The sequence below is a fragment of the Microbacterium sp. SLBN-154 genome, assembly GCF_006715565.1.
Taxonomy (GTDB): domain Bacteria; phylum Actinomycetota; class Actinomycetes; order Actinomycetales; family Microbacteriaceae; genus Microbacterium.
Genome location: NZ_VFNL01000001.1, coordinates 1,183,960 through 1,197,756 on the forward strand (window position 1 = coordinate 1,183,960; position 13,797 = coordinate 1,197,756).

Annotated in this window: 11 protein-coding genes; 9 read left to right on the plus strand and 2 right to left on the minus strand. The window is 71.0% G+C overall.

The window, feature by feature from the left end:
* Positions 1 to 238: 238 nt before the first annotated feature.
* The 4 genes from FBY40_RS05905 to tsaE all read left to right on the plus strand — a co-directional run bounded on the left by FBY40_RS05905 (position 239) and on the right by tsaE (position 7,854).
* Positions 239 to 5,635, plus strand: a complete 5,397-nt coding sequence (locus FBY40_RS05905; protein ID WP_141937169.1) for a lamin tail domain-containing protein — start codon at positions 239 to 241, stop codon at positions 5,633 to 5,635.
* Between the two features lie 229 nt (positions 5,636 to 5,864).
* Positions 5,865 to 6,233, plus strand: coding sequence for a holo-ACP synthase (locus FBY40_RS05910; RefSeq protein WP_141937171.1), 369 nt, complete (start codon positions 5,865 to 5,867; stop codon positions 6,231 to 6,233).
* The gene (alr, locus tag FBY40_RS05915) at positions 6,230 to 7,354 is read left to right on the plus strand and encodes an alanine racemase (protein WP_141937172.1); all 1,125 of its coding nucleotides are present in this window, start codon (positions 6,230 to 6,232) and stop codon (positions 7,352 to 7,354) included. The genes FBY40_RS05910 and alr overlap by 4 nt, the downstream gene beginning before the upstream one ends.
* Positions 7,351 to 7,854, plus strand: a complete 504-nt coding sequence (tsaE, locus tag FBY40_RS05920; protein ID WP_141937174.1) for a tRNA (adenosine(37)-N6)-threonylcarbamoyltransferase complex ATPase subunit type 1 TsaE — start codon at positions 7,351 to 7,353, stop codon at positions 7,852 to 7,854. The genes alr and tsaE overlap by 4 nt, the downstream gene beginning before the upstream one ends.
* Positions 7,855 to 8,197: 343 nt before the next feature.
* On the opposite strand, the gene FBY40_RS05925 is transcribed toward tsaE, so the two are convergent.
* A complete protein-coding gene (locus FBY40_RS05925; protein ID WP_141937176.1) occupies positions 8,198 to 8,578 on the minus strand; it encodes a hypothetical protein in 381 nt (126 codons plus the stop codon).
* 99 nt (positions 8,579 to 8,677) lie between these two features.
* Between FBY40_RS05925 and tsaB the strand changes: the two genes are divergently transcribed.
* Genes tsaB through FBY40_RS05945 form a run of 4 tightly spaced genes read left to right on the plus strand, consistent with a single transcriptional unit; the run spans position 8,678 to position 11,326 of the window.
* Entirely contained in the window at positions 8,678 to 9,316 is a 639-nt protein-coding gene (gene tsaB / locus FBY40_RS05930; protein ID WP_141937178.1) for a tRNA (adenosine(37)-N6)-threonylcarbamoyltransferase complex dimerization subunit type 1 TsaB, read from the plus strand.
* On the plus strand, positions 9,313 to 9,780 hold the full coding sequence (gene rimI, locus FBY40_RS05935; RefSeq protein WP_141937180.1) for a ribosomal protein S18-alanine N-acetyltransferase: 468 nt from the start codon (positions 9,313 to 9,315) through the stop codon (positions 9,778 to 9,780). The genes tsaB and rimI overlap by 4 nt, the downstream gene beginning before the upstream one ends.
* Positions 9,777 to 10,871 carry a tRNA (adenosine(37)-N6)-threonylcarbamoyltransferase complex transferase subunit TsaD gene (gene tsaD, locus FBY40_RS05940; protein WP_141937182.1) on the plus strand — a complete coding sequence of 365 codons (1,095 nt, stop codon included), beginning with the start codon at positions 9,777 to 9,779 and terminating at the stop codon, positions 10,869 to 10,871. The genes rimI and tsaD overlap by 4 nt, the downstream gene beginning before the upstream one ends.
* Positions 10,868 to 11,326 (plus strand): hypothetical protein, encoded by a 459-nt coding sequence (locus FBY40_RS05945; protein ID WP_141937183.1) that lies wholly within the window; start codon positions 10,868 to 10,870, stop codon positions 11,324 to 11,326. Before tsaD ends, FBY40_RS05945 begins: the two co-directional genes overlap by 4 nt.
* Before the next feature lies 1 nt (position 11,327).
* On the opposite strand, the gene FBY40_RS05950 is transcribed toward FBY40_RS05945, so the two are convergent.
* Entirely contained in the window at positions 11,328 to 12,539 is a 1,212-nt protein-coding gene (locus tag FBY40_RS05950; protein WP_141937184.1) for a class I SAM-dependent methyltransferase, read from the minus strand.
* Positions 12,540 to 12,724: 185 nt separating this feature from the next.
* Here FBY40_RS05950 and FBY40_RS05955 point away from each other — a divergent pair, with 185 nt between their 5' ends.
* Positions 12,725 to 13,690 (plus strand): hypothetical protein, encoded by a 966-nt coding sequence (locus FBY40_RS05955; RefSeq protein ID WP_141937186.1) that lies wholly within the window; start codon positions 12,725 to 12,727, stop codon positions 13,688 to 13,690.
* Positions 13,691 to 13,797 lie beyond the last annotated feature (107 nt).

A 13,797-nucleotide genomic window follows, 5' to 3' on the forward strand; every position in this document is an offset into this window, starting at 1 on the left:
CCGTAACTCCTGCAGAATCGGCCGCGCGGGTGTGATGTCGGGATGGAGAGGCCGCCTGGTCGCCGTTCTGCAGGAGTTGCGGGCACCTGCCGGCGGTCACCGCTCGCGCTCGGGCTCACGGGCAAAGCTTTTCCGTCGCGTTCAGCAGGCGTTCACCGGTGCGACCCGTGGCGCTGTGCGGCATCCCTAGCGTGGCCGAGGCCCTCCGACGACGGGGGCCTCAACTCGAAAGTGATCCATGCCTCGCCGACGCCGTTCTCTGCCCGCGCTTGTCCTCGTCCCCGTCCTCGCCGCCGCTTCCGTCGCTCTTGCGGCGCCTGTCGCCGCCGCCGAATCTCTGCCGTCACCCGCTCTCGTGGTGACCGAGATCGTCGCCGACAACGTCGGCGCCGACCACTTCGAATTCTTCGAAGTGCACAACACCACCGATCGCCCGATCGACCTCGACGCTGAGAGCATCGACTTCGCCTACACCTATGCCGACGGGTCGGACACCGCGCGGGATGTCGTGCTCACCACCCCGGCGGGCACCGTCATCGCCCCGGGCGCGACGGTGGCCCTGTGGCTCAGCTACACCTCGGGAAGCGTCGACAGCTTCGCCCGCTCGGTCGACGACTTCCGGGCGCACTTCGCCGCGACGCAGCCCGAGACCGACTACGACGTCGTCCGGGTCGAGGGACAGCCCGGCATCGCCAACGGCGGCTCCCGCGGCATCCGCGTCATCGCAGCGGGTACGGAGATGAGTCATTCGTTCGCCGCCGCAGGCGCTTTCGGTGCCGACCTCGCCGCGACGTTCGCCGTGCCGGAGTCGGGGACGAGCGCCCTGCCGCTCGCCACCCTCGCGCCCGCGACCCCCGGCCGGCTCGCGGAAGCGGAACCGACGCCGGAGCCGACGGGCGACCCGACAGGCGAACCGACCCCCGAGCCGACCGAGACCGCACCCGCTGCGCCGCTGACGGCCCGCGATCTGCTCATCACCGAGTTCGCCCCCGACACCACCGGCACCGACCGGTACGAGTACATCGAGATCGCCAACACCACCGATCGCGCGGTGGATCTCGGTACGGACGTCCGCATCAGCTACGACTTCCTGTCTGGCGAGAAGGACCTCACGGTGCCGGCCGGCTCGATCATCCCCGCGAACGGTGTCGCGGTGCTGTGGCTGCAATACGCGCCCAACACCGACGGGCTGACCGCCGCGGACTTCCGCGCCTTCTACGGGACCGCGGACGATGTCGTCGTCTTCCCTCTTGAGGGACAGGCCGGCTTCGCCAACAGCGCCGAGCGCGGCATCCGTCTTCTCACCCCAGCCCAGGACGGCGCGGACGGGATCGAGATCTCCGCCGCCCGCTACCGGGCCGACGAGATCGGCGCCGGACTCGGCGTGGACTACCGACTCCCCGAGGCGTCGACCGCCACGCAGATGACGGTGCTCCGCGCTCTCGCCGCACCGACCCCGGGCGTCGTGGATCCGGCGGCCTTCGTGCCCGCGCCGTTCCTACCGGTGGCCGACCCGCAGCTGGTGACCGCACCGCTGCAGATCACCGAGATCGCCCCCGACACCGCCAACGTCGCAGGTGCCGACGGGTACGAGTTCATCGAGATCTACAATGCCACGACCGAACCGATCGCCTTCCGCGACTTCACGCTGAAGTACCTCTACCCGCTCGAGGATCTCACCAACTCCAACACCGTGCTGTGGCCTGCCACGGTGCGCGACTCCGTCGTCGCCCCCGGTGCCACCCTGGTGTTCTGGATCAAGAACGGCGCCAACGACGCCCTCACCGCGGACGACTTCAACACGCACTTCGGCAGCGCCCTCGTCGCCGGACAGGACCTGTTCGAGATCGCCAGCGGCGGCATGGCCAATAGTTCGCCGCGAGGCCTCGAGATCGTCACGAACACCGGTTTCGCGATGAACCGCGCGTACTACAACCTCGGTGGCGTCGACGACGTCACCGCCGACCAGCCGGTGCAGTACGCGGTGAACCCCGACGACCTCCTGGTGCAGAAGAAGCTCGGCACGGCGCCCGCGACCCCCGGTGCGATCTACCGGGAGCAGGTGCCCGGTGGGCTGATGGTCACCCCGATGGATGCCGCGGCCCCGGCCGTCACCGACGCCACCGCGCCTGAGATCACCCCTGGCGCGGACTTCCCGCTGCAGATGACGGTGACCGACGACCGGCAGGTGCGGACGGTGGAGATCGAGGTGGCGAGCAATCTCGACACCGCCCCGCTTCGCCACACCCTGCTGGCCGGCGCCGACGGCACGACATACCGCCACGTCATCCCGGCCGTCGACCTCACCGGCAAGACCTGGTTCGAGTACCGCGTGATCGCCCGGGACGGCGCGAACGAAACCGTCACCGAGCTCCGGCGCCTCCCGGTGACCGGGGTCGACCAGTCGCCCGTGCGCCTTCAGCTCGAGGAGGGCCAGTGGGTCTCGGGCACGACCGAGATCGTCGCGGGCGGCAACACCTTCCCCTCCGACATCCGCCTGTCGATCGACGGTGTCGAGGTCGAGACGACCCCGCGCCTGGAGAACCCGGCGGTCTTCGCGTTCGAGGCCAGCGGCACCGACGCCCTGTTCCGCAACGGTGTGCGCATCGGCGATGAAGTGCTGCACGTCTTCGACCGCGGCACGTACGCCGACTGGGCCACGATCACCGTGCCGGTTCCGGTGTCGTACCTCACCGGCGAACGCGTCGACCTCGGCATCTGGGCAGGAACCAAGGCCAAGACCGACCGTGACCCGAACGAGAACAACGACGACTTCACCATCCGCGGAATCCGCCTGATCCTCCCCGACGGGCGCACCCTCGCCCCCGAGGGGTACACCGACCCGACCGCGATCGTGCCGATGGGCGACAGCCAGGGGCGCCTGGACGTCTTCGAGGCAGGGTTCGCTCTTCCCGGCGACGCACGCACGGCCGTGGGCCACCTGTGGGAGACCACGGCGGCCGCGGACGGCGCCCACCGCGTGCGGGCGAGCGCCGGAGAGGACGCCGTCGAGGTCGCCGTGAATGTCGACAACACGGTTCCCGAGATCGGGACCGACCTCGAGGAGGGGCGCCTCTACCAGGGCGAGTTCACTATCGACGCCGCCGCGAGCGATGCGGGAGCCGGGGTGTCCGCACTCACGGCGACCCTGGACGGCCGAGCCATCGAGCTTCCGTACGCCACCGGTTCGCTTCTCCTCGCCGACGGCGCGCACACGGTGGTCTTCACTGCGGTGGATGCCGCGGGCAATCGCGCCGAGCGGACGGTGACGTTCCAGACCCCGGTCGAAGAGCCCGGCAACGAGCTCCTCTCACCCGAGGACGGCGCCGAGTTCGACACCGGCGACCCGATCACCCTCGCCGCCCGCGCGACCGATCCCACCGGCGACCGCCTCGATGTGTCGTTCCGGGAGGCCGTTCGCACCGTACCCGGTGACGGCATCGAGGCGACGACCGGCGAGATCGGCACTGCGCTGTCGACCGACCGCACCGGGGCGCGCGCGCTCACCGCGGAGGAGGTGGGCGCCATCGGTCGACTCGACGAGAGCGCGCTCACGCAGACATCCGACGCCGCCTTCCCGTACCAGCTGTTCGAGGTCGCCGTCCCCGGCGATGTCGGCGACGACGCCCGCGTGAGGGTGCGGTGGGACGGATCGGCCAACACCGACGCGAAGGTGCTCCTCTACGCGCTCGGAACCGATGGTGCCTGGCAGGAGCTCGACCGCGCCCTGACGACCGACGGCGCGCCGACGTCCTTCACGCTCGAGGCGATGGTTCCGGTCGACGGCTTCGCGACCGAGGGGACGGTGACGGTGCTCGTGCAGCACTCGGAGGGCTTCGCGGGCGCCAACCTCTCCACCCGTGACACGGTTGTGGAGCCCGCTCACCCTGAAGACACCCCTCGCTCGGCGTACGACTTCACCTTCGCGTGGGAGTCAGACACCCAGTACTACAACGAGACGTTCTACAACCACCAGGTGGCGATCCACGATTACCTGCTGGCGGAGCGGAGCGATCTGAACCTGCAGTACCTGTTCCACACCGGCGACGTGGTCAACGTCGCCGAGGACATGGCGCAGTGGGAGCGGGCAGACCCCGCGTACGCCGCCCTCGACGAGGCGGGCCTGCCCTACGGGGTGCTCGCCGGCAACCACGACGTGGGGGCCTTCGATGCGAACTACACGAACTTCAGCGCGTTCTTTGGGGCGTGGCGGTTCGCCGACAACCCCTGGTGGGGCGGTGACTACCTCGACAACCGCGGGCACTACGACCTCATCACCGCCGGTGGCATCGACTTCCTCATGCTCTACATGGGATGGGGACCGGGAGACGCGGAGATCGCGTGGATGAACGACGTCATCTCGCGCTACCCCGAGCGGACGGTCATGCTGAACCTGCACGAGTACATGCTCACGACGGGCGGTCTCGGGCCCATCCCGCAGCGCATCTACGACGAGGTCGTGGCCCCGAACCCGAACGTGCGGACGGTCTTCTCCGGCCACTACCACGACGCCTTCACCCGGGTCGACGGGTTCGACGACGACGGTGACGGAGTCGCCGAGCGCCAGGTCTACCAGGTGCTGTTCGACTACCAGGGCCTCGCCGAGGGCGGCCTCGGCTACCTCCGCCTGATGCACTTCGACAATCAGACCGGGCAGATCCTCTCGCGCACCTACAGCCCCTCGCTCGCCGACTACAACGCCGACGATCCGACGCTCGAGGTGCAGCACCAGGAATTCGCGATCCCCTACTCCGCGCTCGGCATCGCCCCGGCCCAGAAGGTGCTCGCCACCGATGCGTTCCGCGCCGACATCCTCACCACCACCCCGATCGCGGACTTCGCCGATGTCGAGAGCGGCACCGATCTCACAGCAGAGTGGGAGCCGGGGGAGGGCACCCACGGCTGGTTCGTGAACTCGGTGGACCCCTATGGCGCCACCACCGACTCCGAGGTGCGCACGGTCGTCGTGCGAACCGGCGGCGGCGAAGAGCCCGGTGAGGGTGAGGAGCCCGGTGACGGCGAAGACCCGGGCGACGGCGAAGAGCCGGGGAACGGCGAAGACCCGGGGAACGGCGAAGACCCGGGCGACGGGCGGCCCACCGAGCCGTCGGTGCCGGTGATGCCCGACCAGCTCGACCCCGCACTGCAGGGCGTGATCACCGCACCCGCGAGCGTGCGCATCGGCGATCCCTTCACCGTCCAGATCGGCGGCGTGGCGCCGGGCACGTGGGTGCAGCTGTGGCTGCACTCCGCACCCACCGCGCTGGGGACCTGGACCCAGGTGGGCGCAGACGGCACCGTCCGGGCGGTGGTCCCGGCCGGCACCACGCTCGGCGACCACGTGCTCGTCGCTCAGGACGTCGACGGCGTCGTGGGCTGGACGACACTGCAGGTGGCCGCGGCGCCGGGTGAAGCGCCGGTCGATCCGCTGCCCGGTGCAGGAACCGGCGACGGCGGCGGCGATGGCCCCGGCTCGGGGACGGTCGGTGAGGGCTCGACAGCGGCATCCGGCTCGTCGGGTCCGCTCCCGGCGACCGGAGGAGAGGCGGCGCCGCTCCTCCTCGCCGCAACGACCGCTCTCCTGCTTCTCGTCTCGGGCGTGATGCTGGTCCTCCGGCGTCAGCGCAGGGTCTGATCGCCGACGCCCCGCGACCTCACGGCTGAGTCCTGGAGGTCGCGGGGCGTCGCCGCGCCCCACGGCCGTCCGCAACTCCTGCAGAATCGGCCGCGCGGGTGTGATTTCGGGGTGAGGAGGCCGCCCGGTCGCCGTTCTGCAGGAGTTGAGGACACGTGCCGGCGGCCACCGCCCGCGCTCGGCACCACGCCGCCGTTGATAGGGTGACAGCCGCGGGAGAGGAGAGCGGATGATCGCCGGCATCGGCGTCGACCTGGTCGACATCTCCCGCTTCGAAGCCACCCTCGACCGCACTCCGCGCCTTCTCGAGCGCCTCTTCTCGCCCGCCGAGCGGGCGTTGAAGCCCCGCTCGCTCGCCGCCCGCTATGCCGCCAAGGAAGCGCTCATCAAAGCGCTGGGCGGGTCGGACGGCGTGTACTGGACCGACATCGAAGTGTGGAACGAATCGTCGGGACGCCCCCAGTTCACCCTGTCGGGAAGCACTGCCGATGTGATCGTCGACCGCGGGATCTCGTCGGTGCACCTGTCGATGTCGCACGACGCCGGCTTCGCCGTGGCGTACGTGATCGTCGAGATGAACGAAGGAGTGACCGGATGACGCGACTTCCCGCCGGCACCATGCGCGAGGCCGTCATCGACGTCGGCGCGATCGCCGACAACGTCCGTCATTTCCGCCGCCTCACCGGCGCCGAGGTCATCGCGGTGGTCAAGGCGGACGGCTACGGTCACGGTGCGGTCCGCGCCGCGACCGCGGCGCTCGAGGGCGGGGCGACCCGGCTCGGCGTCGCCGACATCGCCGAGGCCCTGGCCCTTCGTCGCGCGGGGATCCGCGCTCCGATCATGGCGTGGCTGCACGCGCCCGGCGCGTCCTTCGCCGAGGCGGCCGCCCACGGCATCGAGCTCGGCATCTCCACCCTCGACCAGCTGCAGGCGGCGGCGGCCGCCGCCTCCGGAGAGCGTTCGGTCGCGGTGCATCTGAAAGTCGAGACCGGGCTCTCGCGCAACGGCCTCACCCCGGACGACGCGCGCATCGCCTTCGCCGAGGCCGCCCGCCTCGAGCGGATCGGGAAGCTCCGGGTCATCGGCATCTTCAGCCACCTCTCCAACGCCTCCGCCGACGACGACCGCGCCGCCCTCGCGCGCTTCGAGGAGGCGCTCGGTGCCGCGGCATCCGTGGGTCTGGCCCCGCCCCTTCGCCATCTGGCGGCCACCCACGCGGCCATCGCCTTGCCCGAGACCCGCCTCGGCTGCGTGCGCATCGGCATCGGCATCTACGGTCTGTCGCCCTTCGCCGACCGCGGGTCGGCCGAGCTGGGCCTGCGTCCCGCCATGACGCTGCGCGCCGCGGTCGCGAACGTGCGCCGCGTGCCGGCCGGCACGGGGGTCTCGTACGGCTACGACTACCGCACCCCCCGCGAGACGACCCTCGCGCTCGTGCCCCTCGGGTACGCCGACGGCGTGCCGCGGCAGGCGTCGGGTGCGGGACCGGTCACGATCGGCGGCCGCCGATTCGCTGTCGCCGGGCGCATCGCGATGGACCAGTTCGTCGTCGACGTCGGCGATGCCCCCGTCGCGATCGGCGACGAGGTCGTGCTCTTCGGCGATCCGACGCTCGGGGCTCCCGCCGCCGATGAGTGGGCCGTCGCCGCCGGCACCATCAACTACGAGATCGTCACACGCATCGGTGCGCGCGTGCCCCGTCGGCAGGTGGACGGATGACGGGACTCGACGCCCTCGTCGGGCGACGCGAGATCGCCTCGTCGGCCGAGATGGAGGCGCTCGGCGAAGAGATGGGACGGATGCTGCGCCCCGGCGACCTGATCGTCCTCACCGGCGCACTGGGCGCGGGCAAGACCACGCTCACCCGGGGGATCGGCCGCGGGCTCGGGGTGCGCGGCCCCGTGCAGAGCCCGACCTTCGTGCTGGCGCGGACGCACCCGTCGCTCGTCGGCGGAGCTCCGCTCGTCCACGTCGACGCCTATCGGCTCGGCTCGGCGCTCGAGCTCGACGACCTCGACCTCGACGTCGAGCGCTCGGTCGTGGTCGTGGAGTGGGGTCGAGGAATGGTCGAGGGACTCCGCGACACCTGGTGGGAGGTCGAGCTCGACCGTGAGCTCGGCGGTCGAGGCGCCGACACCATGTGCGGCGGCCCCTCGCGTGCCGATGAGGAGCTCGACGCCGAGGCGCCGCGCGTCGTGACGATCAGCCGCCGCCCCTGAGTGGTCGGCGTTCCTGACGCACCCGGTCGCTGAGCCGTCGGCGCGACCGCCGGTGTTCCGGCGCCGCGCCGCGGCGCCGCGGCGCCGCCGCGGGGCGGCGTCCGTCCTCCGCGCCGCGGAGATCTGCGTCATCTCGGTGGGATGCCGCGCAAGCGACCGTGCCGGCGAGGTTCGCCGCGGTTGGTGCCCGGCGTTTCGAGGTGGCGCGCCGCGGCGCGGCTGCGCGGCAGGCATCCGTCGTTCGTGCCGCGGAGATCTGTGCAGCTTCGGTCGGATGCCGCTGAGACGACCGTGGGACGGAGGATCGCCGCGGTCGGGGCGAGGCGGGGATCCCGCGCGCCACTCAGCCGCCGAAGAACGCGTTCGCCCGGCGGGTGTAGAGCAGGATGAGGCCGATGATCGCGGGGAGCGCGGAGAAGAGGCCGGTCCAGAACGTCTCGGCGCCGCCGATGATGAGCAGAACGGCGCTGACGATGTTCAGCACGAACACGATCGTGACGACGAGCCGCGCACCGGGGCTGCCGCGCAGCAGCCCGACGCTCACCGCGATGATGATCACCCCGAGGATGATCGTGAGGATCGCGATCAGCACGAGGTTCAGCAGCGGTCCCTGCCCCATCGCCCCGCCGATGAGGATCAGCGCGCCGCCGAGGATGTTGAAGAAGCCCGAGATCCACGCGAGGACGGCGACGATCGTGACGCCGACGGGACGAGACGTGGCCATGGCACTCTCCTGTGTTCGTTGTTGCCCACACCGTTGTTGCCCACACCGTAGCGCCCCCGCTCCCGCAGGCGCCACGGCTCGCCCGACTACCCTGGAGAGGTGATCCTCGGCATCGACACGTCCCTCGGCACCGCGGTCGCGGTGATCGAACCCGACGGCGTCGTCGTCGCCACAGCCGACAGCCCGAACCCCCTCGGGCACGCGGAGGCGATCGGCGGTCTTCTCGAGCAGGTGCTGACGTCTGCGGGGGCGCTCACGCACGTCGCCGTCGGCATGGGCCCCGGCCCCTTCACCGGGCTTCGCGTGGGCATCGCCACGGCACGGGCCTTCGCGCTGGGTCGCGGCATCCCGCTCGTCCCGGTGCCCAGCCACGACGCCGCCGCCCTGGGCTTGCTGCTCGGCGATGCCGTCGCCGGTGCCGACGGCACCCCACCCTTCGCCGTGGTCACCGACGCGCGCCGGCGCGAGTTCGCGTACTCGGTGTTCGAGGGGACGGATGACGACGGAGTGGCCGTCCGCACCACCGGACCCCTGCTCGCCCCCCGCGACGAGCTCGACGACCGGCTGGCCGCGCTCGGCGCGGCGCGCCGGGATGTCGCAGCGGTTCCTGCCGCGATGGTCGCGCTCGCGGCATCCCGGGCCCTGGCCGCGGGGCGCACGCTCGCGACGTCCGAGCCGCTCTATCTGCGCTCGCCGGATGTGACCCTCCCCGGCGCCCCGAAGAAGGTGACCGCGTGAGCCTCCGCCCCGCGAGCGTCGACGACCTCGCCGCGATCATGGTGCTCGAGCGCGCCGCCTTCGGCGGCGACGCCTGGTCGGACGACGTCATGCGCGCCGAACTCGCCTCCCCCCACACCTGGTACGTGGTCGCCGAGGAGGACGGGCGCCTGGTCGGATACGCGGGGCTGCGCGCCCCGGGCGGATCGAAGGATGCCGACGTGCAGACCATCGCCCTCGACGAGACGGTGCGCGGGCGTGGGCTCGGGCGCGGCATCTTCCGCGCCCTCCTGGCCGAGGCCGCCCGCCGCGGGGTGAGCGAAGTGTTCCTCGACGTGAGGGACGACAACGCCCCCGCCCAGAGCTTGTACGCCTCCGAAGGGTTCGAGGCGATCGGGCGCCGCCCCAACTACTACCCGGGCGAGGGGGTCGACGCCATCGTGATGCGGCTGCGGCTCGCGGCGCGGGAAGGGGGCGCCGCATGAACCGGCGTGAACCCCTCGTCCTCGGCATCGAGACGAGCTGCGACGAGACCGGGATCGGGATCGTCCGCGGGCGAACCCTGCTGTCGAACACGATCGCGAGCAGCATGGACGAGCACGCCCGCTACGGCGGGGTCGTTCCCGAGGTCGCCGCCCGCGCGCACCTCGAGGCGCTCCAGCCCGCGATCGAGGCGGCGCTCGCCGAGGCGGGGGTGGGCCTCGACGACCTCGACGCGGTCGCCGTGACGTCGGGCCCGGGGCTCGCCGGTGCGCTCATGGTCGGCATCGGAGCGGCGAAGGGCCTCGCCGTCTCGCTCGGGAAGCCCCTCTACGCCGTCAACCACCTCGTGGGGCACATCGCCGCCGACATCCTGGATCAGGACGCCGGCCCACTCGAATACCCCACCGTCGCGCTGCTCGTCAGCGGCGGGCACACCTCCCTCCTGCTGGTGCGCGACCTCACCAGCGACGTCGAACTGCTGGGCGAGACCGTCGACGACGCCGCCGGCGAGGCCTTCGACAAGGTGGCACGCGTGCTGGGTCTTCCCTACCCCGGGGGTCCGGAGATCGACCGGGCCGCGGCATCCGGAGACCCCGCGGCCATCGCGTTCCCGCGCGGACTGTCGCGGGCGTCCGACATGGCGGCGCACCGATACGACTTCTCGTTCTCGGGGCTGAAGACCGCGGTCGCCCGCTTCGTCGAGGCACACCCCGAGATGCGGGGGGATGACGCCGGGCGCGCCGACATCGCCGCATCGTTCCGCGAGGCGGTGGTCGATGTGCTCGTGACGAAGGCGCTCAACGCGTGCCGCGATCACGGGGTGCCCCGTCTTCTCCTCGGCGGCGGGGTGATCGCCAACCGGCGCCTGCGCGAGGTCGCGCTCGAACGCGCCGCGGCCGCCGGGGTGGCGGTGCGTATCCCGCCGTTCTCGCTGTGCACCGACAACGGGGCGATGATCGCCGCGCTCGCCGCAGAGCTGATCGCCTCCGGAGCCGAGCCCTCGACCCTGGAGTTCGGGGCGGATTCGACGCTGCCGGTCACTGAGATCCAGGTGGCCCCGTCGTCGCCGCGCCTTGAGAGGGCGGGGTCGTGAGCGCGCCGGAGCCTCCCGTGCCGGGGAGCCCCCGCATCGAGCCCCCGACCGATGACGTCGCGCCCGTCGGGGAGGAGTCGGTGCTCCCCGGACACCACCGGGGCGGCTTCCACCGCCCGCCGACCGCCCCGGTCGACGTCGCGGTGACCACGACGGGCCCGAGCCCCGATGCCGAGCCGCTCGTGATGTGGGCGCCCCAGGAGGACCCCCCGCCGCGCGCGGCCCTCGCCGCGTGGGCGCTGTTCTTCTCCGTGGTCGGTCTGGTCGTCTCGCTCTTCGTCGGGTGGGGGTTCCTGCTCGGCCTCGTCGGTGTGGTGTCGGCGATCGTGGCGCTCTTCCGTCCGCTCGAAAGCCGCCGCATGGCCGGATGGGCGATCGCCCTGGGCATCCTCTCCCTCCTCTACAGCGCCGGGTGGCTGTGGTTCGCCGCGACGCAGGCCGAGCTCTTCGCCTGACTCAGGCAGCCGGCACGCGATCGGCGAGGATCGCGACGCGGGCACCCGCGACGCGGGTGAGGATCAGCGTCGCCTCCCCGTCGCCGCGGAGCTTGAGCTTCGTGCGAAGCGTCGCCGGGTCGACATCCACGCCCCGCTTCTTGATCTCCAGGCGGCCGATGCCGCGCTCGCGGAGGGCCGCACCGAGCTTCCGGATGTCGGTGGGCAGCGTCTCACGAACCCGGAACGTCGAGACGAACGGGCTCGTGAGCTCCGCATCGGAGGTGAGGTAGGCGACGCGGTCCGCGAGCATGCCTGCGCCCAGCGCCCGGGCGACCTCGCCGATGAGGCGGGCGCGGATGACGGCGCCGTCGGGTTCGTGGATGAAGGCGCCGAGCGGGCGCACCGGCTCGTCGGGGGAGTCGGCGGGGGCGGTGAGCTCCATCGCCGAGGTGCCGCGCAGCACCAGCGCCGCCCGGCGCACACCCTCGCGCGCGAGCGCGCCCGACCAGAGCACCAGCTCGATCGTCGATCCGCCGGCGCTGACCCACTGCGCCTCGACGTCGTCGGGGATGAGGTCGCGGTCCATCCCCGGTCCGAGCTTCACGCCGGTGGGGTGGCGCGAGGCGAGGTCGAACACCCAGTCCAGCGGCGGCGACCACTCGGAGGAGGCGGTGCGGGCCGTGTCACCGTGGCCGGCGGTGCGGCGGGCGGGGTCGAGCCAGAAGGCATCCGGGTTTCCGAGGGCCGGGAGATCGGATGCCGCGTCCTCCGCCGTGGCATGACGCACCGTCGCGAGGTCGCCGAAGGGAGCCAGGTTGTAGGCCGCGATCGCCGTGGTGACCTCGTCCGCGTCCACCGCGGTGACCCGCAGGCCCAGGGCGGCGAACCCCATCGCGTCGCCGCCGATCCCGCAGCCGAGGTCGGCCACCGACGTCATCCCCGCGGCGCGGAAGCGGTGCGCATGGTGGGCGGCGACCGACAGGCGGGTCGCCTGCTCGAGCCCTGCGCGAGTGAAGAGCATGCCCGAAGCGAAGGCGTCGAACTTCGCCGTCGCGCGTTCGCGAAGGCGGACCTGCCCGACGACGGCCGAGACCAGATCGGGGGAGTGCCCGGCCTTGCGCAGGCGCGAGACGGTGGCGGCGACATCCGCCGCGGACGTCACGGGCGGCAGATCGTCGAGGAGCCGCAGTCCTTCGGGGGTCAGGAGGGCGGCGAGTTCGGCCTTGTCCACCCGGTAAGCCTAGGTGCGGCGGGGTGTGCGACCCCGAACCCCCGGCGACCCCGAACCCCGAAACCCCGCACCCGACCCCTAGGGGATCCCCGGAAGGCTCCGGGGTGATCCCGGATGCCGGGGATGGCACCTGAGGCTGACACTGATGGAGCAAGGCCACAGGCTTCCAACGAAAGGGATAGGCAATGCCTAACATCGAAGACGTCATCCTCGCGGACGACGACAACAACATCGCCGTCGGCAACGAGGTCCTTTCGGACAACAACGTCGCCGTCGACTCGGGCAACGTTGAGGACAACGTCGTCATCGAGGACAACAACGTCGCCGTCGACTCGGGCAACGTCGAGGACAACATCGTCGTGACCGACAACAACCTCGCCGTTGACTCGGGCAACACCACCGACTCGTACAACGACCTGCTCTCGAACAACGACGTCGACATCGAGGACTCGGGCAACACCGCGACCGACTCGTTCAACGAGACCGACGTGGACGTGGACGTCGACATCGACGCTTCCGACAACTCGGACAACTCGGACAACTCGACCAACGACTTCTCCGACAACTACACCGACTCGTTCAACGACTACACGCTGACTGACGAGTCGATCACCGTCGGTGTGCGCCAGTACAACACCAACGTCAACAACGACTACCTCTTCCACGGCGCCGGCGCCGGTGGCGCTGCTGCTGCGGCTGCCGCTGGTGGCACCTTCGCCATCGACAACCGCACCACGATCGTCGACCAGTCGGTCAACCAGAACATCGACGCCGGCGACGACGTCTCGCAGTTCTTCGGTCAGGGTGCTGCTGTCGCCTCGGGTGACATGTCCATCGCGGCCGGCGGCGACGTCGACGTCGACAACTCGGTCACCGAGACCACCGTCGGCGACGTCTACATCGGAAACGAGTGGAACGCGCTGTCGATCAGCGACTCGTTCCAGGACAACTCGGTCAACGAGAACTACGAGTGGGAGCTCGAGATCGAGGACTCCTTCAACGACGAGTCGACGAACACCGCGATCGACGTGGACGTCGAGGACGCGTTCAACGAGTACGACTACACCGAGATCGAGAACGAGTTCGAGTGGGAGAACAGCGGCAACTTCTTCAGCGACGGCAGCATCGTCACTGACGACGTCGAGCTGTGATCTGACACGGTTCAGTAACGAACACACCTTGCCCGGCCACCCCTTGGGGAGTGGCCGGGCAAGGCTCGTTTACCGCCTGAGCGGCGGCAGTTCTCGCGCGCTGAAGA

What these genes read in the sequence shown, in the direction of transcription:
- FBY40_RS05955 (WP_141937186.1), top strand. Translation starts at nt 12,725, where the DNA reads ATGCCTAACATCGAAGACGTCATCCTCGCGGACGACGACAACAACATC.
- FBY40_RS05910 (WP_141937171.1), top strand. Translation starts at nt 5,865, where the DNA reads ATGATCGCCGGCATCGGCGTCGACCTGGTCGACATCTCCCGCTTCGAA.
- FBY40_RS05905 (WP_141937169.1), top strand. Translation starts at nt 239, where the DNA reads ATGCCTCGCCGACGCCGTTCTCTGCCCGCGCTTGTCCTCGTCCCCGTC.
- FBY40_RS05925 (WP_141937176.1), bottom strand. Translation starts at nt 8,578, where the DNA reads ATGGCCACGTCTCGTCCCGTCGGCGTCACGATCGTCGCCGTCCTCGCG.
- tsaE (WP_141937174.1), top strand. Translation starts at nt 7,351, where the DNA reads ATGACGGGACTCGACGCCCTCGTCGGGCGACGCGAGATCGCCTCGTCG.
- alr (WP_141937172.1), top strand. Translation starts at nt 6,230, where the DNA reads ATGACGCGACTTCCCGCCGGCACCATGCGCGAGGCCGTCATCGACGTC.
- tsaD (WP_141937182.1), top strand. Translation starts at nt 9,777, where the DNA reads ATGAACCGGCGTGAACCCCTCGTCCTCGGCATCGAGACGAGCTGCGAC.